At 68.3% G+C, this 23,790-nt stretch carries 23 protein-coding genes, 1 pseudogene and 1 riboswitch; of the genes and pseudogenes, 6 read left to right on the forward strand and 18 right to left on the reverse strand.

The window, feature by feature from the left end; genetic code table 11:
* Positions 1 to 41: 41 nt before the first annotated feature.
* Positions 42 to 473 (reverse strand): SufE family protein, encoded by a 432-nt coding sequence (locus tag BG28_RS12610; RefSeq protein WP_036477494.1) that lies wholly within the window; start codon positions 471 to 473, stop codon positions 42 to 44.
* Positions 470 to 1,366, reverse strand: coding sequence for a sulfurtransferase (locus BG28_RS12615; RefSeq protein WP_036477495.1), 897 nt, complete (start codon positions 1,364 to 1,366; stop codon positions 470 to 472). The genes BG28_RS12610 and BG28_RS12615 overlap by 4 nt, the downstream gene beginning before the upstream one ends.
* Before the next feature lie 193 nt (positions 1,367 to 1,559).
* Here BG28_RS12615 and BG28_RS12620 point away from each other — a divergent pair, with 193 nt between their 5' ends.
* From BG28_RS12620 to BG28_RS12640, 5 genes and pseudogenes are all read left to right on the forward strand, one after another.
* Positions 1,560 to 2,579, forward strand: coding sequence for a sulfate ABC transporter substrate-binding protein (locus tag BG28_RS12620; protein WP_036477496.1), 1,020 nt, complete (start codon positions 1,560 to 1,562; stop codon positions 2,577 to 2,579).
* A 1-nt stretch (position 2,580) separates the two neighbouring features.
* Positions 2,581 to 3,465 (forward strand): sulfate ABC transporter permease subunit CysT, encoded by an 885-nt coding sequence (gene cysT, locus BG28_RS12625; RefSeq protein ID WP_036477499.1) that lies wholly within the window; start codon positions 2,581 to 2,583, stop codon positions 3,463 to 3,465.
* Complete coding sequence (locus BG28_RS12630; protein ID WP_036477502.1) at positions 3,462 to 4,268, forward strand: ABC transporter permease subunit; 807 nt, start codon at positions 3,462 to 3,464, stop codon at positions 4,266 to 4,268. Before cysT ends, BG28_RS12630 begins: the two co-directional genes overlap by 4 nt.
* Entirely contained in the window at positions 4,258 to 5,268 is a 1,011-nt protein-coding gene (locus BG28_RS12635) for a sulfate/molybdate ABC transporter ATP-binding protein (protein WP_036477505.1), read from the forward strand. The genes BG28_RS12630 and BG28_RS12635 overlap by 11 nt, the downstream gene beginning before the upstream one ends.
* 198 nt (positions 5,269 to 5,466) lie before the next feature.
* Positions 5,467 to 6,535, forward strand: a pseudogene (locus BG28_RS12640) (IS3 family transposase).
* Between the two features lie 131 nt (positions 6,536 to 6,666).
* Here BG28_RS12640 and BG28_RS12645 read toward each other — a convergent pair.
* From BG28_RS12645 to argC, 16 genes are all read right to left on the reverse strand, one after another.
* Positions 6,667 to 6,918, reverse strand: a complete 252-nt coding sequence (locus BG28_RS12645) for a PspC domain-containing protein (protein WP_036477583.1) — start codon at positions 6,916 to 6,918, stop codon at positions 6,667 to 6,669.
* Between the two features lie 126 nt (positions 6,919 to 7,044).
* Positions 7,045 to 7,362 carry a ferredoxin gene (fdxA, locus tag BG28_RS12650; protein WP_036477508.1) on the reverse strand — a complete coding sequence of 106 codons (318 nt, stop codon included), beginning with the start codon at positions 7,360 to 7,362 and terminating at the stop codon, positions 7,045 to 7,047.
* Positions 7,359 to 8,771: an FAD-dependent oxidoreductase gene (locus BG28_RS12655; RefSeq protein ID WP_036477511.1), complete on the reverse strand. Its 1,413-nt coding sequence runs from the start codon at positions 8,769 to 8,771 to the stop codon at positions 7,359 to 7,361. The genes fdxA and BG28_RS12655 overlap by 4 nt, the downstream gene beginning before the upstream one ends.
* Positions 8,764 to 9,594 (reverse strand): uroporphyrinogen-III C-methyltransferase, encoded by an 831-nt coding sequence (cobA, locus tag BG28_RS12660; RefSeq protein ID WP_084479721.1) that lies wholly within the window; start codon positions 9,592 to 9,594, stop codon positions 8,764 to 8,766. Before cobA ends, BG28_RS12655 begins: the two co-directional genes overlap by 8 nt.
* Entirely contained in the window at positions 9,591 to 11,060 is a 1,470-nt protein-coding gene (locus BG28_RS12665) for a sulfate adenylyltransferase subunit 1 (RefSeq protein ID WP_036477514.1), read from the reverse strand. Before BG28_RS12665 ends, cobA begins: the two co-directional genes overlap by 4 nt.
* Entirely contained in the window at positions 11,060 to 12,001 is a 942-nt protein-coding gene (cysD, locus tag BG28_RS12670; protein WP_036477517.1) for a sulfate adenylyltransferase subunit CysD, read from the reverse strand. The genes BG28_RS12665 and cysD overlap by 1 nt, the downstream gene beginning before the upstream one ends.
* 117 nt (positions 12,002 to 12,118) lie before the next feature.
* A complete protein-coding gene (locus BG28_RS12675; protein ID WP_036477520.1) occupies positions 12,119 to 12,913 on the reverse strand; it encodes a phosphoadenylyl-sulfate reductase in 795 nt (264 codons plus the stop codon).
* On the reverse strand, positions 12,910 to 14,682 hold the full coding sequence (locus BG28_RS12680) for a nitrite/sulfite reductase (RefSeq protein ID WP_304412467.1): 1,773 nt from the start codon (positions 14,680 to 14,682) through the stop codon (positions 12,910 to 12,912). Before BG28_RS12680 ends, BG28_RS12675 begins: the two co-directional genes overlap by 4 nt.
* A gap of 4 nt (positions 14,683 to 14,686) precedes the next feature.
* A riboswitch (SAM riboswitch) is annotated at positions 14,687 to 14,783 on the reverse strand.
* Positions 14,784 to 14,857: 74 nt separating this feature from the next.
* Positions 14,858 to 15,694 (reverse strand): sulfurtransferase, encoded by an 837-nt coding sequence (locus BG28_RS12685; protein ID WP_051501438.1) that lies wholly within the window; start codon positions 15,692 to 15,694, stop codon positions 14,858 to 14,860.
* The gene (locus BG28_RS12690; protein WP_084479722.1) at positions 15,691 to 16,533 is read right to left on the reverse strand and encodes a sirohydrochlorin chelatase; all 843 of its coding nucleotides are present in this window, start codon (positions 16,531 to 16,533) and stop codon (positions 15,691 to 15,693) included. The genes BG28_RS12685 and BG28_RS12690 overlap by 4 nt, the downstream gene beginning before the upstream one ends.
* 104 nt (positions 16,534 to 16,637) lie before the next feature.
* A complete protein-coding gene (locus BG28_RS12695) occupies positions 16,638 to 17,138 on the reverse strand; it encodes an arginine repressor (RefSeq protein WP_036477523.1) in 501 nt (166 codons plus the stop codon).
* 1 nt (position 17,139) lies between these two features.
* Positions 17,140 to 18,114: an ornithine carbamoyltransferase gene (gene argF / locus BG28_RS12700; RefSeq protein ID WP_036477525.1), complete on the reverse strand. Its 975-nt coding sequence runs from the start codon at positions 18,112 to 18,114 to the stop codon at positions 17,140 to 17,142.
* A complete protein-coding gene (locus BG28_RS12705) occupies positions 18,111 to 19,472 on the reverse strand; it encodes an acetylornithine transaminase (RefSeq protein ID WP_084479723.1) in 1,362 nt (453 codons plus the stop codon). The genes argF and BG28_RS12705 overlap by 4 nt, the downstream gene beginning before the upstream one ends.
* On the reverse strand, positions 19,469 to 20,413 hold the full coding sequence (argB, locus tag BG28_RS12710) for an acetylglutamate kinase (protein ID WP_036477530.1): 945 nt from the start codon (positions 20,411 to 20,413) through the stop codon (positions 19,469 to 19,471). The genes BG28_RS12705 and argB overlap by 4 nt, the downstream gene beginning before the upstream one ends.
* 11 nt (positions 20,414 to 20,424) lie before the next feature.
* Positions 20,425 to 21,624: a bifunctional glutamate N-acetyltransferase/amino-acid acetyltransferase ArgJ gene (gene argJ, locus BG28_RS12715; protein WP_036477533.1), complete on the reverse strand. Its 1,200-nt coding sequence runs from the start codon at positions 21,622 to 21,624 to the stop codon at positions 20,425 to 20,427.
* Positions 21,621 to 22,652 carry an N-acetyl-gamma-glutamyl-phosphate reductase gene (argC, locus tag BG28_RS12720; RefSeq protein WP_036477535.1) on the reverse strand — a complete coding sequence of 344 codons (1,032 nt, stop codon included), beginning with the start codon at positions 22,650 to 22,652 and terminating at the stop codon, positions 21,621 to 21,623. Before argC ends, argJ begins: the two co-directional genes overlap by 4 nt.
* Before the next feature lie 102 nt (positions 22,653 to 22,754).
* On the opposite strand from argC, the gene BG28_RS12725 reads away from it, so the two are divergent.
* Positions 22,755 to 23,762, forward strand: a complete 1,008-nt coding sequence (locus BG28_RS12725; protein ID WP_051501440.1) for a quinone oxidoreductase — start codon at positions 22,755 to 22,757, stop codon at positions 23,760 to 23,762.
* Positions 23,763 to 23,790 lie beyond the last annotated feature (28 nt).

The raw sequence follows: 23,790 nt of genomic DNA on the forward strand, positions 1-23,790 counted from the left end.
CGCGGAGCGGGGCTGAGTCACCAGCGGTCAGACACTAGCAGTCAACCGACATGGTCGAGGACGGATCGGGAGATCCGCCCGACCATGGCATTGACCGCTCGCAACCGCAGCGGGGTGATCACCCGGGCAAGGCCCAGGTGAGAACCCACATCCGCCTTCAGGCCCAGTATCGCCTCGTAGCCCTGACCGCTGAGTCCGTGTTGCAGGATCGAGGCGAAGCCCCGCGTGGTGGGCGCTTCCGGCGGAGCGGCGAAGTAGATGTGCGCCACCCGCGCCGCGTCGTCGAACTCGGTCGCCAGGAACAGCGGAGACTGACACTCCACGACCTCGTTCATGTCTTGGAGGCTGTCCCGATAGGCCTCGGGGAGCTCCGGCAGGCGCTTCGCGTAGTCGAGCAGCAGCATCAGCCGCTGCTGCTCCCCCACGGACTGGAACTCCTCGAAGATCCGGGCAAGCGGCGCGCCGGACGTCACGAGGCCGGCGCCTCACCCGGCTCGGCGCCGACGGTGATGGGCAGCCGCACCGCGTTGCCCCACTCGGTCCAGGAGCCGTCGTAGTTGCGGACCTCGTCGTAGCCCAGCAGGTGCTTGAGCACGAACCAGGTGTGCGAGGAACGCTCACCGATCCGGCAGTAGGCGATGACGGACTCGGAGTTTCCCACCCCGGCCTCCTCCTGGTAGATCACCGCAAGCTCTTCGCGTGACTTGAAGGTTCCGTCCTCGTTCGCAGCCCATGCCCAGGGCACCGAAACGGCGGTGGGGATGTGTCCTGCGCGCAGGGCGCCTTCCTTGTCCTCGAAGCCCGGCGCCGAGGTGACTTCGCCGGAGTACTCCGCGGGGGAACGCACGTCGACCAGCGGGGTGCTGCCGATGGCCTCGAGCACGTCCTCGCGGAAGGCCCGCCACTGCGGATCGTTGCGCGTGGCCGGGACCGGGTACTGCGCGTCACGCGGCTGCGGCACCTCGGTGCTCAGCTCACGGCCCTCCTGCGCCCACTTGGCCCGGCCGCCGTCGATCAGGCGCAGGTCCGCGTGGCCGAAGAGGGTGAAGACCCACAGAGCATAGGCGGCCCACCAGTTCGACTTGTCGCCATAGAAGACCACCGTGGTCTCGGGCGTGATCCCCTTGGACGCGGCGAAGGCGGCGAACTGTTCCGGATCGATAAAGTCCCGGGTGACCGGGTCGTTGAGGTCCGTGTGCCAGTCGATCTTGTGTGCCCCGGGGATGTGGCCGGTCTCGTAGAGGAGGACGTCCTCGTTCGATTCCAGCAGCACCACCTGCGGGTCGTCCTTGTGCTCGTCCGCCCAGTCAGTGCTGACGAGCGCGCCGGGGTTGGCGTAGTGCGAGAAATCCTGGTCTGAAGACATGTCGAGTGCCCTTTCGTCGATCGGCGTCCGTGAGTGCGTGGTGGTGGTGGTGCACAATCTCCCACGACACCACCGAGCGTACTTTGTTTTTGAACACTTATGAACCTATATGACGAATTACTAGTGATGCGGTGCGACTTTGTCTACGGTGGGGCTATCACCTGAACATCACCGAGGAACGAGTTGTCCACGCATGAGCACAGCAGCAAGCAGAGCGACTTACTTAGCGGTCTCTGCTGTCCTCGGCGCAGCTTTGCTCACCAGCTGCGCAGGCGAGCCCGACGGGCAGATCACCCTCGTGGGGTTCGCGGCGCCCGCCGAGGCGAACGATGAATTGTTCAACTCTTTCACAGAGACCGCGGCGGGTCAGCGGGCACAGAAGGCGGAATCCTACGGAGCCTCGGGAGATCAGTCTCGAAGCGTGGCGAACGGGCTGCCCGCGGACCTGGTGCACCTGAGCATCTCCCCCGACCTCGAGCGCCTGGTCGAGGCGGGACTGGTGGCGGAGGACTGGGACGACAACGCCTGGGGCGGCCAGCTGACCACCTCCGTGGTGGTCCTGGTGGTCCGCGAGGGCAACCCACTCGGCATCACCGGATGGGAGGACATGATCCGCGAAGATGTCAGCATCGTGACCCCCAACCCGGGATCCTCCGGTGCCGCCCGCTGGAACATCCTCGGAGCCCTCGCGTCACAGCTGCAGGACGGCAGCACCCCGGCGGAGACGCAAGACTATATGGAGCAGTTCGTCGACAACGTCGCTGTGTTCCCGGGCTCCGGGCGGGACGCCACCATGGCGTTCCTCGACGGGACCGGTGACGTGCTGGTCTCCTACGAGAACGAGGCCATCCTGGGCGTGCAGCAGGGAGAAGAGCTCGACTACATCGTCCCGCGCACCTCGGTGCTGATCGAGAACGTCGCCGCGGTCACCGAGGACGCCCCGGCCCAGGCCCGGCAGTTCCATGATTTCGCGCTCTCCCCCGCGGGTCAGGCGATCTACGCCAGCTTCGGGTTCCGCCCGGTGGAGCACGGCGGCGCCGCGATCGAGATCGACGAGGTCCGCGGAGCCAACGATCCCGCCCGGCCCTTCCCCGCGGTGGAGCACCTGGCCACGGTGGACGAAGACTTCGGCGGTTGGGACCAGGTGATGGCCGACTACTTCGACGAGGACGGGTTGATCACCCGGCTCATCGAGGATTCGGGACGGAGCTGAGATGCCAACCCGCGCGCTGAACAACCCAGCTTCCGCAACTCCCAGGATTCCTTTCTCACCGGGCAGAACCCGGTCCAAGCGCCGGCCCAGGAGTCGGCGGCGCACCACGCTGACCCGCCCCGCGGGGCTCGCCCTGGGGATCTCGGTGCTGTGGTTCAGCCTGTTGGTGATGATCCCGCTGGCCCTGCTGCTCATCTCCTCAGTGGAGGACGGCTGGTCCACGTTCTGGGACACCTTGACCAACGTGCAGACCGCCCACGCGATCCGGCTCACGCTGGTCTCCGCGCTGGCCGCCACGGCGGTGAACCTCGTGATGGGACTGCTCATCGCTTGGGTGCTGGTGCGCGACCGTTTTCCGGGTCGGTGGCTGATCGAGCTGATGATCGACATCCCCTTCGCGCTGCCCTCGCTGGTGGCCGGGCTGGTGCTGCTGAGCCTCTACGGGCCGGAGAGCCCGCTGGGGATCAACGTGCTGGGCACCCCCGCCTCGGTGTTCCTCGCGCTGCTCTTCGTGACGCTGCCCTTCGTGGTCCGGACGGTGCAACCGGTGCTGGGCGAGCTGGATCGCGACGTCGAGCGGGCGGCCCATTCGCTCGGAGCCAGCCGCGCCACCACGGTGCGCCGGATCATCCTCCCGGCGCTGACCCCCGCACTGGCCGCAGGAGCCACGCTGTGCTTCGCCCGCGGCGTCGGCGAGTTCGGTGCCCTAGTGATCCTCACCGGGAATCGTCCGAACATCTCGGAGGGCGCACCGATGCGCATCCAGAGCTACATCGAGGTCGACAACACCGCCGCTGCAGCGACCGTGGCGGTGCTGCTGCTGGCCACGGCCCTGACCGCGACGCTGCTCGTGGAGGTCCTCACCTCCCAGGAGCGCCACCGGTGAGCGTCACGCGGACGGCGCTGCGCACCGTGGTGATCGCGTACCTGTTCTTCCTGGTCGGCTGGCCGCTGTGGATGGTGGTCCAGGAGACCTTCCTCTCCGGGGAGAACCACCTGGTCTCCACGCTGCAGGACCCGGCGGTGCGCAGTGCCCTGCGGGTGACCCTTGCTGCCGCCGCCTGGGCGGTGGTGCTGAACACGGTCTTCGGGATCACGCTGGGGATTCTGCTGGTGCGCCACGACTTCCCGGGAAAGCGGCTGCTCGGACTGTTCGTGGACCTGCCGATCGCAGTCTCGCCGATCGTCGTCGGCCTGGCGCTGCTGCTGGCCTACGGCCCCGTTCAGGGCTGGCTGGGCCGCCCGCTGGCCGAACTGGGCATCCTGGTGGTGTTCTCCTTCCCCGGGATCGTGCTCGCGGTGACCTTCGTCAGCCTTCCGCTGGTGCTGCGCGCAGTGATCCCGGTGCTGCGCGAGATCGGCATAGAGCAGGAGGTCGCCGCGCGAAGCCTCGGAGCCCACGCCGTGCAGATCCTCTGGCGGATCACAATGCCCTCGATCAGGGGGGCGGTGACCTACGGGATCATCCTGACCCTGGCCCGCGCCGTCGGGGAGTTCGGGGCCGTGCTGATCATTTCCGGGGGCCTGGTCGGTCAGACCGAGACCGCCACCATGGCGGTGCAGCGATTCCACCAGGGATTCGCCACCGGCAGCTCCTACGCCATCGGATTCCTGCTCGCACTCATCGGCATCGCCGCACTGGCCATCGTCACCGTGTTACGACCAAAGGAGCACACCCGTGGGAATTGAGATCCACCACGTGAGGAAGACCTTCGGCAGCTTCACCGCCCTGGAAGACATCCGCCTCTCGGTCCCCTCCGGCGGACTGACCGCCCTGCTCGGCCCCTCGGGGTCGGGCAAGACCACGCTGCTGCGGATACTGGGCGGTCAGGAGGAGCCCGATGCCGGCTCGGTGTACCTCGCGGGGCGCGACGTCACGCGGCTGCCCGCCCAGCAGCGGAACATCGGATTCGTCTTCCAGCACTACGCGGCGTTCACGCACATGACCGTGGCCAAGAACGTGGCCTTCGGGCTGGAGGTGCGCAAGACCCCGAAGGCACAGGTCCGGCGTCGGGTGCAGGAGCTGCTCGAGCTAGTCCAGCTGGAGCGCTTCGGCGACAGGCTCCCCGCCCAGCTCTCCGGCGGCCAGCGGCAGCGCATGGCGCTCGCCCGCGCCCTGGCGGTGGACCCCTCGGTGCTGCTGCTGGATGAACCCTTCGGGGCCCTCGACGCAAAGGTCCGCAAGGAGCTGCGCGACTGGCTGCGCCAGCTGCACGAGGAGGTCCATGTCACGAGTGTCTTCGTCACCCACGACCAGGAGGAAGCCCTGGAGGTCGCCGACACCGTGGTCGTGATGAATCAGGGGCGCATCGAACAGGTCGGGACGCCCGAGGAGATCTACGACCATCCGGCCAGTGACTTCGTCTTCGGATTCATCGGGGAGGTCACCCGGTTCGGGGAGCTGCGGCTGCGGCCCCACGACGTGGAGGTGACCCTGGACCCCGAGAGCGGCTCGCACCCCGGGCGGATCACTCGGCTCACGCGGATCGGCTTCGAGGTGCGCCTGGAGGTGGTGTTGGACTCAGACCCGGGGTCCCCGGGCGGGGCGCACCCACCGGTGAACGTGCAGCTCTCTCGCACGGAGTCCCAGGCACTGGACCTGCAGCAGTGGGACGCCATCTGGGTGCGACCCCGGGCCGCGGCCGGCGGGCGCGAGGTCGAGGTTCTCCGGGTCGGCGCTGGGCGCTGACCTTGACTCCGCCATCCGGGGTCGGGCTCGTCGGCATGCCCTGTCGCTGCGGGTGAACCTCTATAACTATCGGCCGCATACTGTCTGTGGTGAGATGGGGTGGGTCTGCCGCGCCGATAAGTGACAGTTTGACCTGACCTACAGTTTGGTTTCCACGATCTCTCGCTAGCCGATGGCCTTCATGGAAGGCTGATCACCATGCCACGCCCGTATCCTCCAGAGTTCAGGGCCCGCGCCATCTCGCTCGTGCGCGAGGGTCGACCGGGCCACACCCCCCAGGAATCGGCCGAGCTGCGCGCAGCCCGCGCCAGGGTCCAACAGCTCGAGCAAGAGATCTCGATCCTACGACGAGCATCCACCTGGCTCGATGAGGATCCCCTTGACCCAAAAGAGCGCACCCGGTGATCGACCGTCTCGTCGACGCCGGGGAACCCGTGAACACCTGCTGCCGCCTACTCGGAGTCCCCCGGCAGGGCTACTACCGCTATAGACGGCGCCCACTAGCCCCACGGAACTGCGCCGACGCTGGCTCGCCGGCCTCATAGGCGAGGTCCCTATCGCATCCAGGGGCACCTACGGTTACCGGCGGATCCACGCCGAACTCACGCTCGGAATGGGGATCACCTGCTCCAGCCGGCTCGTCTGGATACTGATGAACCGAGCAGGACTCGGAGGGCTACCAGGACCCACCAGGGTCAAGCGTCTCAAGGGCGTGGCCACAGCCGATGACCTGGTCAAACGTAAGTTCCACCGCTCGGACTCAACGAACTCTGGGTCACAGACATCACCGAACATCCCACCAGGGAAGGCAAGATCTACTGCGCAGCAGTCCTGGACGCCTGCAGCCGCAAGATCATCGGCTGGGCCATCGACTCCAAGCAGGACTCAAACCTGGTCATCAACGCTTGAGGCTATGGCGATCCGAGTACGAACCCCCAAGGCAGGAGGGATCGTGCATGCAGATCACGGAGTTCAGTTCACCTCGTGGGTGTTCACCCAGAAGATCCGCTCAGCAGGGCTGCTGCCCTCATTCGGGACCGTGGGTGATGGGCTCGATAATGCGATGATGGAGTCCTTCTGGTCCTCGATGCAGATCTAGCTGCTCAATCGCAAGAAGTGGAGGGCCAGGGTCGAGCTGGCGCACGCCATATTCGAGTACATCGAGGTGTTCTCCAACCGCCGACGCCGCCACTCCAGCCTCGCTTACGCCACGCCGCATGGTTACGACCTCGCCCACAACATTCAACCGCTCATCGCCGGAAGCTAGTCAGAGCGAGTGGAAACCAAGCCATGGGGCACGTCATCATGTCACCTATCGGTGCGGCAGACCCCAGCTATATGAGACACGGTCGTTTCGACGAGACCGGACGATCTCTCACTGCCGTGACCTGGTTGAGTTCAAGTCAAGCGTCGGGCTTCTAAGGCGCGCTCCAACGGTATGCTGCCGTCCTGCCAGGGCGTCAGAACCCACACCAACAGATACGCTCCGACTCCCAACACCGGAAGCAAGAAGGACAAGAGGATCAACAAGCGGACCAACCACACGTTGACTCCGAACTTCTTGGCAAGGCTTCCCCCGATGCCTGCGACGACGCGCCCAGGTCCACGACGGAAACCGATCCTACGAATAGATTCGAAGAGTTTTTCCATGCCGCCCATAGTACGCGCGCCACACCCTGCCACCCCGGCGCCGCCGAATCCCCTCGGCACCTGATGACTCAGATCCCGCCGGTGCTGACCACCCGATCCTGGAAGTCTGTGAGCGCTGCAGGTCAGTCAGCGCTGTGGCGGCAGTCCCACGATGACCTCGTGGTCCTTCTCGATCAGCCCGACCTTGGCCGCGCCGCCGGGGGACCCGACCTCGTCGAAGAACTCGACGTTGGCGCGGTAGTACTCGGACCACTGCTCGGGGACATCGTCTTCGTAGTAGATGGCCTCCACCGGGCAGACCGGTTCGCAGGCGCCGCAGTCCACGCATTCGTCGGGGTGGATGTAGAGCGAACGCTCGCCCTCGTAGATGCAGTCCACGGGGCATTCGTCGATGCAGGCCTTGTCCTTGAGGTCTACGCAGGGCAGCGCGATGATGTAAGTCATCGGGTTGCCTCCTGCAGGGCCCGGGAGATCTCCACCATCTCCTCGCGTGAGACCACCTTGACCCGTTCGCGGGTGGAACCGTCCGCGAGCTGGTGCTCGGCGCCGAGGCTCTGCTCGTGGGCGTCCAGGGCCAGCCATCCGTCCCAGGAGGTCCTCTGCACGCCGCGCTCCTGGAGCAGCTCGACCACATCGGCGTCCGGCGCCTCGGGGTCAGTGAGCTGGTCCAGGTCCTCGAGCAGATTCCCGATGGTCTCGGCAGCGTCGCTCTTGGTGTGGCCGATCAGTCCCACCGGACCGCGCTTGATCCACCCGGTGGCATAGAGCCCGGAGATGGGCTCCCCGTCGGCGTCGATCACTCGACCTCCGCGATGCGGGATCACGCCGCGGTCGGCGTCGAAGGGCACCTCTGCCAGCGGGCTGCCGAAGTACCCGACGGCTCGATAGACGGCCTGGACCTCATACTCCAGCTGTTCTCCTGTGCCGCGTGCGTTGCCGCTGCCGTCGAGCTGCTGGCGTTCGAAATGGATTCCGGTGACCTCGCCGTCCTCCCCGGTGATCTCCACCGGGGAGTGCAGGAAGTGCAGGTGGAGTCTGCGCGAGGCCGGATGCACCTGCGGGTCTGACTGCCGCTCCTCCTGCTCGAGCAGCCAGTTCGTCAGCGTGCTGACCATCGTCTTGACCTGGTTGCTGGACTTGATCAGGGCGTCCGAGGCCTCGTCGAACTCGAAGTCCTCCTCGTAGAGGATGATGTCGACGTCGCGGCTGTGCGAGAGTTCGCGCAGCTCCAGCGGGGTGAACTTCACCTGGGCCGGGCCGCGCCGGCCGAACACATGCACATCGGTGACGGCGGAGGATCTCAGGCCCTGATAGACGTTCTCCGGGATCTCCGTGGTGAGCAGGTCATCAGCGTGCTTGCTCAGGATCCGTGCGACGTCCAGCGCCACGTTGCCATTGCCCAGCACGGCGATCTGCTGGGCGTCCAGCGGCCAGCTGCGCGGGTAGTCGGGGTGACCGTCGTACCAGGACACGAAGTCGGCTGCGCCGAAGGATCCTTCCAGCGCGATCCCGGGGAGGTTCAGCTCCGCGTCACCGATGGCGCCGGTCGCGAAGATCACTGCGTGGTAGCGCCGCTGCAGGTCGTCCAGACTCAGGTCCGTGCCGTAGTCCACGTTGCCGATGAAGCGGATCCTGCCGCGGTCGATGACCTTGTGCAGCGCCTTGACGATGCCCTTGATCCGCGGGTGATCAGGTGCGACGCCGTACCGGATCAGCCCGAAGGGCGCCGGGTATCGATCGAACAGGTCTATCGCGATGTCCTCCCCCTCCTCGGATCGGGAGAGGAGATCTGCGGCGTACACGCCGGCCGGTCCGCTGCCGATGATGGCGATGCGAGGGGTCTGCTCAGTCATGGTGGGATCTCTCCAGGGAAGCGCCTGCCATGGAAGGGGCGGGGATCTCGGATGTGGGGACCTTGGATGCGGGGATCGTCGGAGCGGGGAAATGTGGCCAGTCGTGGGCGAGGGTGACCACGTCGCCGACGACGATCACGGCGGGGTTCTGGACGCGGCGCTCAACGGCCAGGTCCGCGATCCCGCCGAGCCGGCCCAGCGTCACCCGCTGCTCCGGGGTGCAGCCGGACTCGACGATGCCCACCGGGGTCTCGGCATCGAAGCCGTGGACCATCAGCTGCGTGGCCGAGCGGCGGAGGGTCTTGACCCCCATCAGGATCACCAGGGTGTGCCCGGAGGCACGCGGCACGACGTCGAGGTCCTCATGCCCGGAGATCACGGTGAATCCCCGGGAGAGGCCGCGGTGGGTCAGCGGTATCCCGGCGGCGGCCGGGACCGCGATCGCCGAGGTGATGCCCGGGACTACCTCGGTCTCGATGCCGAAGCGGCGGCAGTGCTCCCGCTCCTCCGAGCCGCGGCCCAGGATGTACGGATCGCCTCCCTTGAACCGGACCACGCGACGACCGGCGAGCGCGTGGGTGACCAGCAGGGCGTTGATCTCATCCTGGGTCGCGGCGTGGTTTCCCGGCGCCTTGCCCACGTCGATGACCTCCACGTCCGGAGCGAGTTCCTCGAGCAGTCCGCGCGGTCCAAGCCGGTCGGCGATCACGACGTCGGCGAGGCCGAGCAGCTCACGACCACGGACCGTGACCAGAGCGTCGTCGCCGGGCCCGCCTCCGACGAGCGCGACGAGACCGATTGTTGGGCTTGTCGTACCGGTCATGAGTTCAGCCAATCTTCGTCGCTGTCCGGCGCGGTCGCGTCGGCGTCCTGCGGATCGGGAAGGTGGATCATCGCCGCGGCCAGGGTGTTGCCGTCCGCGGGGTCGATCAGCAGCCCGGCACCGGTGCGTTTGGAGACCGAGTAGTCATCCACGGGAAGCACCGAGGCGAGCCGGAGGGTCACGGTGCCGATGTCGTTGAGCTGAAGCTGATCTGCCGGCCCGGAGCGCAGCGTGTTCAGATCGAGACGATCGCTCACCTCGGCGACCAGGGCCTTGATCGTGGCGGTGCCGTGTTTGAACAGCACCCGGCTGCCAGCGACAGCGGGCCGTTGATGCAGCCAGGCCACCTGCAGGGTCACCTCGTCGAGTTCGACGGCGGGGCGCTGCGGATCGGTGAGCACGCTGCCACGCGCGACGTCGTGGTCTCCGGCCAGGCGGATGGTCAGCGACTCCCCCGCCGCGGCTACCTCTGATGCCGTGGCGGATGTCCCTGCTGTCGACATCTCAGCGGCGTGCTGCTCCTGCAGCGTGGTGCGTTCCAGTCCCGTGACCTGGGTGAGCTGGATGCCGGGCTGGATCCGCACCGTGTCGCCGACCCGCAGTGTCCCCGCGGCGATCTGCCCCGCATAACCCCGGTAGCCGCCGTGGGCGCGGATGACGCTCTGGACCGGGAGTCGCAGCGGTTCGGTCCGGCGCGCAGAGGCGTCGGCGTCGGGGAGCTGCTCCAGGATCGGCAGCAGCGCCTGTCCGCTGTACGCCGAGGTACCCGGGGTGTGCGGTGTGTACCAGGGGGTGCGGGTGGAGGTGGTGACGACGTTGTCGCCGTGCAGCGCGGAGACCGGCACGACGATCGGCTCGGGGCCGCCTGGGGACCCGGTCCGCTCAGGGCCGCGCAGCTCCCGGGAGACCTGGACGATGTCACGCTCCACCGCGCGGAAGGCCTCCTCGCTGTAGTCCACCGCGTCGATCTTGTTGACCGCGACGATCACATGCTCGACCCGCAGCAGGGTGGCCACGGCGAGATGCCTGCGGGTCTGCTCGACGACGCCGTGGCGCACGTCCACCAGCAGCACCACGGCATCCGCGGTCGAGGCGCCGGTGACGGTGTTGCGGGTGTACTGGACGTGGCCGGGGCAGTCAGCGAGCACGAAGCTGCGCCGATCGGTGGCGAAGTAGCGGTAGGCCACGTCGATGGTGATGCCCTGCTCGCGCTCATCGCGCAGCCCGTCGGTCAGCAGCGCGAGGTCCAGCGCCGGCCCGGCGTCGGGGTCGTCCCGGGTGTCAGAGCCCGCCGGGGCGGCGCCGAAGCCTCGCTCCGCGGAGCTGCGGGTCACGGCGGCGAGCTGGTCGGAGAGGATGGCGTGGGCGTCGTGGAGCAGCCGGCCGACCAGGGTGGATTTGCCGTCGTCGACGCTTCCGGCGGTCGCCAGGCGCAGCAGCGTGCCCGGAGTGGGTGTGTGGGTCATCAGAAGTATCCGTCCTTCTTGCGGTCCTCCATGGCGGCCTCGCTGAGCCGGTCATCGGCGCGGGTGGCTCCGCGCTCGGTGACCGTCGCGCTGGCGACCTCGTTCAGGACCAGGTCATTGGTGGTGGCGCGAGAGCGCACGGCGCCGGTGCAGGACATATCCCCCACGGTCCGGTAGCGCACCCAGAGCCGTTCGACGGGTTCGTGCTCCCCGGGCAGGCTGTGTGGTCCGACGGCGCGGACCATGCTGTCGCGGTGGAAGACCTCACGTTCGTGGGCGTAGTAGAGCGAGGGCAGCGCAATGTCCTCGAGCGCGATGTAGCGCCAGATGTCGAGCTCGGTCCAGTTGCTGATCGGGAAGGCGCGGACATGCTGACCGGGCCGGTGCCGACCGTTGTAGAGGTTCCACAGCTCCGGACGCTGGTTGCGCGGATCCCACTGGCCGAACTCATCGCGCAGCGAGAGGATCCGTTCCTTGGCCCGGGCCCGGTCCTCATCACGGCGCGCACCGCCGAAGAGCGCATCGAATCGGTGCTCCGCGATGGTGTTCAGCAGCGGCACGGTCTGCAGCGGGTTGCGGGTTCCGTCGGCGCGTTCCTGCAGGGCGCCGGCGTCGATGAGCTCCTTCACCGAGCCGATCACCAGGCGCAGACCGTGACGCTCCACGGTGCGGTCCCGGAACTCGATGACCTCGGGGAAGTTGTGCCCGGTGTCGATGTGGACCACCGGGAAGGGGACGGGACCCGGAGCGAACGCCTTGATCGCCAGGTGGAGCATCACCACCGAATCCTTGCCGCCGGAGAAGAGCATCGCGGGGCGATCGAACTCCGCCACGACCTCACGGATGATATGGATCGCTTCGGCTTCAAGTCGTGCCAGCACCGCGGTGCCCGCAGGTGCCGGCGGAGCGGTCGGTGCCTCAGCGGAGAGAGCACTGGTCATGAGGGGGCCTTTCGGTATGGTCAGGCGGGGCAGAGGATGGTCGGTCAGACGACGCCGCCACCGCCGGGGAGTCGGTGGAGCGTCTGCAGGGCTGGGGGCGCCCCGCGGCGGGTGCGGCTAGGCCGTCGCCTCGGTGGTGTGGATGCCGCATTCGACCTTCCCGGATCCGGCCCAGCGGCCCGAGCGAGGATCCTCCCCCGGCGCCACCGGGAGGGTGCAGGGCTTGCACCCGATGGAGGGGTAGCCGTTGTCGAGCAGCGGGTTCACCGGCAGGCCGTTGCGCTGCGAATGCTCCACCAGGTCATCGAAGGTCCAGGTGGCCAGCGGGTTGACCTTGATCAGGCCATGCAGTTCGTCCCAGGTGACCAGGGGCGTGTCGACCCTGGTGGGTGCCTCGTCGCGGCGGACGCCGGTGAACCAGAGCCGGTAGCCGGTGAGCACCTCGCCCAGCGGGTCCATCTTGCGCATCCGGCAGCAGGCGGCCGGATCGGTCTTGAAGAGGTCCTTGCCGTGGACGCGGTCCTGCTCGGCCACGCTGAGCCGGGGCAGGACATCGACGACGGTGACGTCGAGCGCGCGAGCCACCTCATTGCGTGCAGCGATGGTCTCCACGAAGTGATATCCGGTCTCCAGGAACAGCACGTCCACACTGGGAAGCTGGTCGGCGACCAGGGCCGGCAGGACCGAGTCCTGCATGGAGCAGGCCACCGCGACCTCACGGGCGGAGAAGTTCTCGGCCACCCAGGCGATGACGTCCTCAGCGCGGGACTCCACGCCCAGCGCCTCAGCCCCGGATGCGGCGAGTTCTCGGGACGCGTCGGCGCTGGTGGTGAGGTCGGTGCTGGAACTGGCGGTTCTGGTCGAGCTGACGCTGCTGGTGGAGCGGCTGGTGCTCGGGGTCGGGTCCGTCATGAGACCGCCCCCTTCGCGGGTTCCTGCAGCTGCGGCTCTGGTTCCTCCAGCTGCAGCTGACCCTCCTCCACCCGGTGGGCCCAGGCTGCGAAGGACTCGCTGGAGCTGTCCCGGGTGCGCAGGTAGCGACGGATCAGCGCCTCGGTGTAGTCGACCAGCCCCTCCACGGTGACCTTCAGGCCGCGGACCGTCCGACCGAGCCCTGGATCCTCCCGATCGGAGGAGGCCAGCCCTCCGCCCAGGTGGACCTGGAAGCCGGGCGTCTTCTCGCCGTCGGGGTCGGGCAGCAGCTGTCCCTTAAGCCCGATGTCGGCGGTCTGAATGCGGGCGCAGGAGTTCGGGCAGCCGTTGATGTGCAGGGTGAGCCGCTCGGGAAGCTGATCGGCCACGTCCGCGAGCCGGATCTCCAGTGCGGAGATCGTCTTCTGGGCGGTGGTCTTGGTCTCCACGATCGCCAGCTTGCAGAACTCGATGCCAGTGCAGGCCATCGTGGATCGGCGGAAGACGGTGGGATCGGGGTCGAGACCCAGGTCGCTCAGCCCGGCCTTGACCGTGGCCAGGTTCTGCTCGGGCACGTCGAGCACCACGAGCTTCTGGTGCGGGGTGGTGCGCAGCCGGTGAGACCCGTTGGCCTCCAGCAGCTCGGCCAGCTTCACCAGCAGCTCCCCGTTGACCCGGCCGACGACGGGAGCGGCGCCGATGTAGTAGCGCCCGTCCTTCTGCCGGTGGACGCCTACGTGGTCCCCTGGGCGGCTCGGCGCGGGAGCAGGCAGCCCGTCCCGGAGCCGGTGGCCCAGGTATTCGTCCTCGACGACCTGCCGGAACTTCTCCGGGCCCCAGTCATTGAGCAGGAACTTCAGTCTGGCCTTCTGCCGCAGCCGTCGGTAGCCGTAGTCGCGGAAGACCTGGGTCACCGCGTGCCACACATCCGGCGCCTCGTCCTCGGTGGTGAAGACCCCGAGGCGTTCGGCGAGCCGGGGGTTGGTGGAGAGTCCCCCGCCGACCCAGACGTCGTAGCCCGGGCCGTGTTCGGGGTGGACGACGCCGACCAGGCCGAAGTCGTTGATCTCGTGGACCACGTCCTGGCTGGGGTGTCCGGTGATCGCGGTCTTGTACTTGCGTGGGAGGTTCGAGAGCGTGGAGTCCCCGATGTAGCGGCGGGCGATCTCGGCGATCACCGGAGAGGGGTCGATGATCTCTTCTGCGCAGATCCCAGCCACGGGAGAGCCCAGAATCACCCGCGGAACGTCTCCGCAGGCCTCCGTGGTGCCCAGGTCCACGGACTCGAGGCGGCGCCAGATCTCCGGGACGTCCTCGACCTGCACCCAGTGCAGCTGGATGTTCTGCCGGTCGGTCAGGTCCGCAGTGTTGCGGGCGAAGTCCACGGCGATCTGACCGACCACGCGCAGCTGCTCGGTGGTCAGTGCGCCGCCGTCGATCCGGACCCGGAGCATGAAGTACTTGTCGTCGACCTCCTCCGGGGGCAGCGAGTTGTGCGCACCGGCGGGGACTCCGGGGCGTCGCTGGGTGTAGAGGCCCCACCAGCGGAAGCGGCCGCGCAGGTCATCGGAGTGGATCGAGTCGAAGCCCTCCTTGGAGTAGACCTGTTCGATCCGCTCGCGGACGTTCAGGCCGTCGTCGGCCTGCTTGAGCTCCTCGTTGTGGTTCAGCGGGTCCTTGCCGTCGATCTTCCACTGGCCGTTAGGCCGTGGGGATGAACGGTCGGGCCGCCTGCTGGCGGCGGTCGTGGTAGCTGTATCGGTCGACAAAATGCCTCCATCGTTCCCGGCGTGAGCACCCGGCATGTGCATGCGGTTCCGGGTTGCTGCGGCGTCGTCGAGCCAGGTCTCTCAGCCGCTCTGGATGGTTGGTCGCCCTCGTGCGGTGCGATACTCCACACTAAAATACAAACCTGAACTTATCAAATATATGTGTCATTAAAGTTCATGGACGAAGAGTGGGGTGAACTGTGCGGTCTCCCCCGTGGACCCACTGGCCGAATCCTCCGGGGAAGAGCACCGGGTCGAAGCCCGCAGCGCTGAGCGCGAGCACCGCGTACGCGGAGTGGACTCCGGAGGCGCAGTAGCAGTAGACGGGGACCCCGGGCTTCACCCCGAGCTCCAGGTAGCACTGCTGCAGCTGGGCAGCCGGGAGCAGCCGTCCATGGTCGTCGACGTTCCCGGCGACCGGCGCGTTCAGCGCCCCCGGGATGCGCCCGTCACCGGCGTAGCGCTGGGCGGATCGGGCGTCGATCAGCTGCGCCTCGGATCCGAGGGCCGCGATCTCACCCAGGTCCGCGGTCTTCATCGCCCCGAACCTGATCTCCGCCTCCGTGGCCTCAGGCAGCTCGAAGCCCTCAGCGAGGGCATGCCCGGCCTGGACCCAGGCGCGCAGCGAGCCGTCGAGCACCCGCACATCGGCAAGGCCCGCATGGCGCAGCAGCCACCAGGCGCGCGCCGAGGAGAAGTTCTTCAGGTCGTCATAGACCACCACGGTGTCCTCCGGACCAATGCCCCAGCGGCGCACCGACTCCTGGAACGCGGCAGGGTCGGGCAGCGGATGCGCGCCATCCCCTGCGGGCCGGTCCGGGGTGCTGAGCTCGTATTCCAGGTCGACGAACACCGCACCCGGGATGTGCCCAGCCAGGTATTCGGGAAGGCCCTCCGGGCGGTCTTGCCGCCATCGGACATCGAGCAGCGTCAGCGGCGCACCGGTGCGCTGGAGGGCGCGGAGCTCCTCCACGGTGATGCTGACCTCGGGCAAGGTGGGCACGCCGGTCATGACGCCTCCTGCGGCTGGGGTGCGGAGGCCGGCACGGGCACGGCTTTGGAATACCGCTCCAGCACGAGGTCGACGAGCTGCGCCGGAGCCGTGGGGCGACCGGAAGCCAGCAGCGGCTCGGCGGTCAGGTCGGCGCCGGCCGATTCGAGCAGCGTCTGGAAGTAGCCCGGGGCCAGCAGATAGCTCGCCACCACCACGCGCCGCCCAGGGTGCTCGGCGCGGGCACGCGCCACCGCCGCGGTGACGCTGGGCTGCGCGAAGGAGAGATAGGACTCGTGGACCTCGACTCCGAGATGGCTCCCGAGCATCGCGGCGGCGGTCTCGCAGTCGCGGACCGCCGAGCCGTCGGAGGAGCCTGCCGCGCCGAGGATGATGATGTCCCGGTCGGGATCGGCGCCGATCTCCCCCAGCCGATGAGCCAGCAGCTCGGTCAGTCGACCATCGGGGCCGAGCGCGCGGCACAGCGTGGCCGGTCGGGTGAGGTTCTGCATCGCCTCGCGCAGATCCACGTTGACGTGGAACCCGGTGGAGAGCAGCAGCGGCACGATGGTCGCACCCATGCCCGCAGGAAGGCTGCCCAGGGTGGCGTCAACGTCGGGCTGCTGCACGTCGACGTGGCCGAGTCGCACGGTGGGCGGGCTCGCCGGTGGAATCCCTGGCGAAGTCTTGGGCGGGGTCTCGGAAGAAACGTCCGGTGGAGTCTCGGATGGACTCGCAGGTGACCCTGGGGCGTGGAGCCGGTGGGCGACGTCGTCGATGAGCTGACGCACCACGGCCTGGCCGCGCTTCGATGAGGTGCCGTGGGAAATGCCTACGAGCGCTGTTGTCTGTGTTCGCATAGGTGCACAGTAGTGGCCGACACCAGAGGGTGCACCATTATGAACATTGATATGAACGTTTATTTCCTGGTGCGCCGGTCAGCGCGGTGTGAGCAGCGCCGCGGCTAGCCCCGGCCCTCGGCGAATCCGGTGAAGCGGTGCGCCACCGCGGCTCCCCCGTCGGGCTCGGTGGTGACCACCATGATCGTGTCGTCTCCGGCGATGCAGCCCAGTACCTCTGGGATCCCGGCGTGGTCCACCGCGCTGGCCAGGAACTGGGCGGCTCCGGGCGGAGTGCGCAGGATGACCAGGTTCGCGCTGGGCTCGGCAGAGACCAAGAGGTCCTTGCACAGCGCGATCAGCCGCGCCGTCGTCGTCGCGTCGGTCTGGTCGGCCTGCAGCTCACGGTCATGTCCGTCGGAGGGCACCGCATAGATCAGCGCACCCTGGGCGCCGCGCACCCGGGCGGCGCCGATCTCCACCAGGTCCCGCGAGAGCGTCCCCTGGGTCACCGTGACCCCGGCGTCGGCGAGGCGTTCGGCCAGCTCAGCCTGGGACCGGACCTGGGAGCGGGAGATCAGCTCACGGATCTTCGCGTGCCGCGCGGTCTTGGTGGTCGGTGCCATCTCAGCGTTCCCCTGCCCGGACCAGTTCCGCGGTCTGCGCGTCGGCGAGCCCGGAGCGCACCAACAGCCAGGCCATCAGCGCCTTCTGCGCGTGCAGCCGGTTCTCCGCCTCATCCCAGACCACCGACTGCGCCCCGTCGAGGACCTCGGCGCTGATCTCGACTCCGCGGTAGGCCGGAAGGCAGTGCAGGACGACGGCGCCCGGGTCGGCATGCGCCATGGCCGCCGCGTCGACCCGGTAGTCCCCGAAGAGCTCGAGTCGCTGCTGCTTCTCCTCCTCCTGTCCCATCGAGACCCAGGTATCGGTGGCCACCGCCTCGGCGCCGGCCAGCGCCTGGACCGGATCGGTGGTGATCAGCACCTTGGCCCCGGTCTGCTCGGCGCGGGCCTGGGCGGCGTCGATGATGCGCTGCTCAGGCAGGTAGCCGGCGGGGCCGGCGATGCGGACATCCATGCCGGCGTTGACCCCGGCGAGCAGATAGGAGTTGGCCATGTTGTTCGCCGCGTCGCCCAGGTAGGCCAGGGAGCGACCCTGTGTGCCGCCGAGATGTTCGCGCAGGGTCAGCAGATCCGCGAGCAGCTGGCAGGGGTGGTAGTCGTCGGAGAGTGCGTTGATCACCGGGACCGCGCTGTGCGCCGCCATCTCCTGAAGCCCGGACTGGGCAAAGGTGCGCCAGATGATCAGGCTGACCATCCGGTCCAGCACTCGGGCGGTGTCGGCGATGGTCTCCTTATGGCCGAGCTGGGACTCCCCGGGGTTCACCACCAGCGGGGTGCCGCCGAGCGCGGAGATCCCGGCCACGAAGGAGAACCGGGTCCGGGTGGAGGTCTTGTCGAAGAAGACCGCGGCGGTCTGGGGCCCGGCCAGGGCCTTGATCGCGTAGGGGTGGGCCTTCATATGCGCCGCGAGGGTCAGCACCTGGTCCAGTTCGGCGGGGCTGAGGTCCAGGTCGGTGAGGAAGTGGCGGACGGTCATGAGGTGCTCCTGCGGTGGATCTCGGGAAGGGCATCGACGAACTGCTGGATCTGCTCCGTGGTGATGATCAGCGGCGGGGCCAGGCGCAGCGTGGACGGGCCGGTGGCGTTGATGATGAAACCCGCCTCCAGGGCCGCGGCGACCATGGCAGGCGCCAGCGCCTGACCGGCGGCGGCCTCCAGGTCGAAGCCGATCAGCAGCCCATGGGCTCGGACCTCGGTGACGAAGTCGAGCTCGGCGAGCCGGGCGGCCGCGTAGGCGCTGACCTCCCGGACCTGATCCAGCAGGTCGGTGGATTCGATCACGTGCAGCGTGGCCAGCGCGGCGGCGGTGGCCGCAGGGTTGCCGCCGAAGGTGGTCCCGTGCTGGCCGGGGTTCAGCAGCGTGCTGGCGTGTTCCCCGAAGGTGAGCATCGCCCCGATCGGGAACCCACCGCCGAGGCCTTTGGCCAGGGTCATCGCGTCCGGGATCACCGGGGAGGAGTCTGACAGGGAGGAGTCTGACGGGGCGGAGGCGAACCATGAGCCGGTGCGGCCGATGCCGGTCTGCACCTCATCGAAGATCAACAGCGCCCCGGCGGCGCGGGTGATCTCCCGGGCGGCCTGCAGGTATCCGGCCGGGTGGCCGTGGACACCGGCTTCACCCTGGACGGGTTCGATGATCACCGCAGCCACGGTCTCATCCACCGCGGCGCGCAGCGCCTCGGCATCCCCGGCGGGCACCCATTCCACGCCGCCGGGCAGCGGTTCGAAGGGTTCCCGGTAGCTGGGCTTGTGCGTCATCGCCAGTGCGCCCATGGTGCGTCCGTGGAAGCCGTGCTCCAGGGCGATGATCCGCGGCCGGTCCTGGCCGCCGTGGCGGCGTGCCAGCTTGAACGCGGCCTCATTGGCCTCGGTGCCGGAGTTGGTGAAGAACGCCTTAGAGCCGGTGGGGGCCTGGGCCAGGTGCAGCAGCTTCTCGGCCAGCGCGATCTGGGTCGGGCTGGTGAAGAAGTTCGAGATGTGTCCCAGGGTGCTCAGCTGGGATGAGACCACGCTGGTGATCAGCGGGTGGGCGTGGCCCAGCGCGTTGACCGCGATCCCGCCGAGCAGGTCCAGGTACTCCCGGCCGTCGGCGTCCCATACCGTGGCGCCGGAGCCGCGGACCAGGACGCGCTGCGGAGTGCCGAAGACCCCGAGCAGCGACGCGGTGTAGCGCGCCAGCAGCGCCTCACCGGGTTCCGCCGCGAGCGCCGCACTGTTGAGATCGGCGCTGGTGAGATCCGCGCTGTTCAGGTCAGCGCTGGTGAGGTCAGCGCTGTTCAGATCAGCGCTGTTCAGGTCAGCGGCCTGAGCCTCGGGGGTGTTCTGGGCATTCATGCGGCCTCCCCATCGGGAACGATCTGGGTGCCGACGCCCTCGGTGGTGACGATCTCCAACAGCATCGAGTGCGGTGCCCGGCCGTCGACCACATGGGCGCGTGGGACCCCGGCCTCCACGGCCTTCAGCGCCGCGGTCATCTTCGGGATCATGCCGGATTCCAGGCTGGGCAGCATCGCCCGCAGGTCGCTGGCGCTCAGCGAGGAGATCAGCGAGGACTTGTCCGGCCAGTTGGCGTAGAGGCCCTCCACATCGGTGAGCATCACCAGTTTGGCCGCGCCCAGAGCCGAGGCGACGGCGGCGGCGGCGAGATCGGCGTTGACGTTGAGCACCTCGCCGGTGGGGGTGGCGTCGGCGGCGGTGGAGTCGAACTCCGGGGCGATGGTGGAGATCACCGGGATCCGCCCAGCGTCGAGCAGGTCGGTGATCGCGTCGGGGTTGACCCCGCTGACCTCGCCGACCAGTCCGAGGTCCACGGTCTCGCCGTCGATCTCCACGGTGGTGCGGGTGGCACGCAGCAGCGCGGCGTCCTCCCCGGAAAGGCCCACCGCGTAGGGGCCGTGGCTGTTGATCAGGCCGATCAGCTCGCGGCCGACCTGCCCGGTGAGCACCATCCGGACCACATCCATGGCCTCGGGGGTGGTCACCCGCTGTCCGGCGCGAAACTCGGATTCGATGCCCAGGGTCTGGAGCATCGCGTTGATCTGAGGCCCTCCCCCGTGCACCACCACCGGGTTGACCCCGACGTGGCGCAGGAAGACCACGTCCTCGGCGAAGGCGCGGCGCAGCTCGTCGTTGATCATGGCGTTGCCGCCGTACTTGATCACGATGGTCTCTCCGGCGAACTTCTGGATCCAGGGCAGCGCCTCGACCAGGACGGAGGCCTTCTCACCGGCGGAGCTCAGGCTCCCGGCGTCGCGGGGTTTCATGCTGGAGGTCATCGGGTCCTTCTTCAGCTGGAGTAGGCAGAGTTCTCATGCACATAGTCATGGGTCAGGTCATTGGTGAGGATCGTGGCCTCGGCGGCGCCGGCCTTCAGATCTATGACCACCTTCACGTGGCGCCCGCGCAGGTCCACCAGTTCGCGGTCCTCCCCGATCCCTCCGGCGCGACAGATCCACACCCCGTTGACGCTGACGTCGATGGTGGAGGGGTCGAAGTCCACGTCGGTGGTCCCGACGGCGGAGAGGATCCGGCCCCAGTTGGGGTCCTGGCCGAAGATCGCGGTCTTGAACAGGTTGGAGCGGGCCACGGAGCGGCCTGCGGTCTCGGCCTGCTCTTCGGTCGCGGCGTTGATCGTGGAGATCGCGATCTCGTGGTGAGCGCCCTCGGCGTCGGCGATGAGCTGGGTCGCGAGGTCCTGGCACACCTGGTTCAGCGCCGCCTGGAACTCCGCCAGGTCCACTCCGGAGGGGTCGGCCTGCGGATGCGCCCCGGAGGCCATCGCGATCACGGTGTCGTTGGTGGACATGCAGCCATCGGAGTCGGCGCGGTTGAAGCTGAGCCGGACGGCCTCGCGCAGCGCGGCGTCGAGGTCGGGCGCCGCGATGACCGCGTCGGTGGTGACCACCGAGAGCATCGTGGCCATCCCGGGGGCGAGCATGCCGGCACCCTTGGCCATCCCGCCGATGGTGAACTCCGCACCGGTCGCGGTGGAGACCTTCATGACCGAGTCTGTGGTCATGATCGCCTGCGCCGCCCGCGCTCCGGCGGCCTCGGCCGGTTCCAGCTGCGCTACGGCGGCGCTGATCCCCTCAAGCAGCGCGGGCATGTCCAGGCGCACGCCGATGAGTCCGGTGGAGCAGACCAGCACGTCCCCGGCGGAGATGTCCGCGCCGGCGGCCTGGAGCTTCGCGGCCACGACCTCGGCGCTCTGGTGGGTGTCGGCGAAGCCCTGGGGCCCGGTGCAGGCATTGGCTCCGCCGGAGTTCAGCACCACCGCATCGGCGCGCCCGTCGGCGATGGCCTGCTGGGACCAGAGCACCGGTGCCGCGGCGACCCGGTTGGTGGTGAAGACCGCGGCGGCGTGCTTGTCCGGGCCATGGTTGAGCACCAGGGCGACGTCGCGCGGCGCGTTGCCCTGCGCATCGGGGGATTTCAATCCGGCGGCGACGCCAGCGGCGCTGAATCCTTTCGCGGCGGTGACACTCATGGGGAGACTCCCAGCAGATTGAGCCCGGTGGTCTCTTCCAGACCCAGGGCGATGTTCATGGACTGTACGGCTCCGCCGGCGGTGCCCTTGGTCAGATTGTCCGCGGCCGAGACGACGACGGCGCGCCCGGCGTGCTCATCGACCGCAAGCTGGATGGTGACGTGGTTGGAGCCCACCACCTGCTTGGTGGCCGGCCACTGGCCCTCCGGGAGCAGGTGAACGAAGGCCTCGCCGTCGTAGTGCTCGCGGTAGGCCGCGCGCAGCGCCGCCTCGGTGGTGCCGGGGGCGAGCTTCGCGGTGGAGGTGGCCAGGATGCCGCGCGGCATCGGAGCCAGCGTGGGGGTGAAGCTGACCTGGACCGGGACTCCCGCTGCGTGTCCGAGGCCCTGTTCGATCTCTGGGGTGTGCCGGTGCACCCCGCCGACCCCGTAGGGGCTCATGCCACCGATGACCTCGGCGCTGAGCAGGTGGGGTTTGAGCGCCTTGCCCGCCCCGGAGGTGCCGGTGGCCGCGACGATCACGATGTCGGTGGGCTGGACAAGCCCGGCGGCCAGCGCCGGGGCCAGGCCGAGCATGATGGTGGTGGGATAGCAGCCGGGCACCGCGATGCGCCGGGCACCGGCAAGCTTGGCCCGCGCTCCGGGCAGCTCAGGCAGCCCATAGGGCCAGGTGCCCTGATGGGCAGAGCCGTAGAACTTCTCCCAATCGGCGGCGGATTCCAGCCGATGATCCGCGGCGGCGTCGATCACGATGGTGTCCTCGCCGAGCTGGGCGGCGATCTCCGCCGAAGCCCCGTGCGGCAGGGCCAGAAAGACGACGTCGTGTCCGGCGAGGTTCTCCGCGGTGGTGTCCAGAAGCACCCGGTCCGCCAGTGAGAGCAGATGCGGCTGCACGCTTCCCAGCCGCTCCCCCGCGCTCGAGTGGGCGGTGACGGCGCCGATCTGGACCTCGGGGTGGCCGGCCAGCAGGCGCAGGACTTCTCCCCCGGCATAGCCTGAGGCTCCGGAGACAGCGATCGAATAGGTCATCCCAGCAGTCTAGGCGGATATATGCGCTATATCCAATATTTATGCATACTCTGGGGCCGCAGACTTCGCCGCTCCGGGCCTGTGTTGGGTACGCTTGCCGCCATGAATGAACAGACAGTTTTCCCAGAGGATCTGCCCGACAGAGCACGAGTGGTGCATGCCGAGCAGGCAGGGGGCGCCGAGGTGCTCGTCGAGGCTCAGGTGTCGCTGCCCGAGCCTGGACCGAACCAGGTGCTGGTGGAGACTGCCGCTACCGGGGTCAACTTCATCGAGACCTACCAGCGCAGCGGCGTTTACCCGGTGCAGTATCCCTTCACCCCGGGCACCGAGGGCACCGGGCGTGTCCTTGCCGCCGGCGAAGGCGTGGAGTCGCTCTCCGTCGGCCAGCGGGTCACCACCCTGGAGGCCTCCACCGGCACCTACGCCTCCCACTTCCTGGTCGACGCCGGCAAGGCCGTGCGCGTGCCGGATGAGGTCACCGATGAGCAGGCCGCGGCGCTTCCGCTGCAGGGCATCACCGCGCATTACCTGGTCAACTCCACCTACCGGGTCTCCCCGGGTGAGACCGTGCTGACCCATGCCGGAGCAGGAGGGGTGGGCCAGATCCTGACCCAGCTGCTCAAGGCCAAGGGGGCGCGCGTGATCACCACCTGCTCCACCGAGGAGAAGGCCCAGATCGCGCAGGCCGCCGGTGCCGACTATGTCCTGGGCTATGAGAACTTCGCCGAGCGGGTCCTGGAGATCACCAAGGGCGAGGGTGTCGCCGCGGTCTTCGACGGCGTCGGGAAAGACACCTATGCGGGGTCCCTGGAGTCTCTGGCGATCCGGGGAATGTTCGTGCTCTACGGCGGGGCCTCGGGCCAGGTGCCCCCGCTGGATCCGCAGGAGCTCAACCGCCGCGGCGGGCTCTACGTGACCCGCCCGGCCACGCACTGGTATCTGCGCAATGCCGAGGAGCGCTCCTGGCGCTACGCCGAGCTCTTCCGCGCGCTGACCACCGGAGATCTGAAGCTCAGCATCGGCGCCAGTTACCCGCTGGCCGAAGCGGGCCGGGCCCACGACGATCTGGAGAACCGCCGGACCACCGGCAAGCTGCTGTTGCAGCCCTGAGAAGCACACACCATGCCGAGTCGGGTCC

It is taken from the genome of Nesterenkonia sp. AN1 (assembly GCF_000582475.1).
GTDB lineage: Bacteria > Actinomycetota > Actinomycetes > Actinomycetales > Micrococcaceae > Nesterenkonia > Nesterenkonia aurantiaca.

What these genes read in the sequence shown, in the direction of transcription:
- BG28_RS12620 (WP_036477496.1), top strand. Translation starts at nt 1,560, where the DNA reads ATGAGCACAGCAGCAAGCAGAGCGACTTACTTAGCGGTCTCTGCTGTC.
- BG28_RS12690 (WP_084479722.1), bottom strand. Translation starts at nt 16,533, where the DNA reads ATGCGAACACAGACAACAGCGCTCGTAGGCATTTCCCACGGCACCTCA.
- cobA (WP_084479721.1), bottom strand. Translation starts at nt 9,594, where the DNA reads ATGACCGGTACGACAAGCCCAACAATCGGTCTCGTCGCGCTCGTCGGA.
- BG28_RS12665 (WP_036477514.1), bottom strand. Translation starts at nt 11,060, where the DNA reads ATGACCCACACACCCACTCCGGGCACGCTGCTGCGCCTGGCGACCGCC.
- argB (WP_036477530.1), bottom strand. Translation starts at nt 20,413, where the DNA reads ATGACCTCCAGCATGAAACCCCGCGACGCCGGGAGCCTGAGCTCCGCC.
- BG28_RS12615 (WP_036477495.1), bottom strand. Translation starts at nt 1,366, where the DNA reads ATGTCTTCAGACCAGGATTTCTCGCACTACGCCAACCCCGGCGCGCTC.
- BG28_RS12725 (WP_051501440.1), top strand. Translation starts at nt 22,755, where the DNA reads ATGAATGAACAGACAGTTTTCCCAGAGGATCTGCCCGACAGAGCACGA.
- BG28_RS12645 (WP_036477583.1), bottom strand. Translation starts at nt 6,918, where the DNA reads ATGGAAAAACTCTTCGAATCTATTCGTAGGATCGGTTTCCGTCGTGGA.
- argF (WP_036477525.1), bottom strand. Translation starts at nt 18,114, where the DNA reads ATGACCGTCCGCCACTTCCTCACCGACCTGGACCTCAGCCCCGCCGAA.
- argC (WP_036477535.1), bottom strand. Translation starts at nt 22,652, where the DNA reads ATGACCTATTCGATCGCTGTCTCCGGAGCCTCAGGCTATGCCGGGGGA.
- BG28_RS12655 (WP_036477511.1), bottom strand. Translation starts at nt 8,771, where the DNA reads ATGACTGAGCAGACCCCTCGCATCGCCATCATCGGCAGCGGACCGGCC.
- BG28_RS12685 (WP_051501438.1), bottom strand. Translation starts at nt 15,694, where the DNA reads ATGACCGGCGTGCCCACCTTGCCCGAGGTCAGCATCACCGTGGAGGAG.
- BG28_RS12705 (WP_084479723.1), bottom strand. Translation starts at nt 19,472, where the DNA reads ATGAATGCCCAGAACACCCCCGAGGCTCAGGCCGCTGACCTGAACAGC.
- argJ (WP_036477533.1), bottom strand. Translation starts at nt 21,624, where the DNA reads ATGAGTGTCACCGCCGCGAAAGGATTCAGCGCCGCTGGCGTCGCCGCC.
- fdxA (WP_036477508.1), bottom strand. Translation starts at nt 7,362, where the DNA reads ATGACTTACATCATCGCGCTGCCCTGCGTAGACCTCAAGGACAAGGCC.
- BG28_RS12695 (WP_036477523.1), bottom strand. Translation starts at nt 17,138, where the DNA reads ATGGCACCGACCACCAAGACCGCGCGGCACGCGAAGATCCGTGAGCTG.
- cysT (WP_036477499.1), top strand. Translation starts at nt 2,581, where the DNA reads ATGCCAACCCGCGCGCTGAACAACCCAGCTTCCGCAACTCCCAGGATT.
- cysD (WP_036477517.1), bottom strand. Translation starts at nt 12,001, where the DNA reads ATGACCAGTGCTCTCTCCGCTGAGGCACCGACCGCTCCGCCGGCACCT.
- BG28_RS12675 (WP_036477520.1), bottom strand. Translation starts at nt 12,913, where the DNA reads ATGACGGACCCGACCCCGAGCACCAGCCGCTCCACCAGCAGCGTCAGC.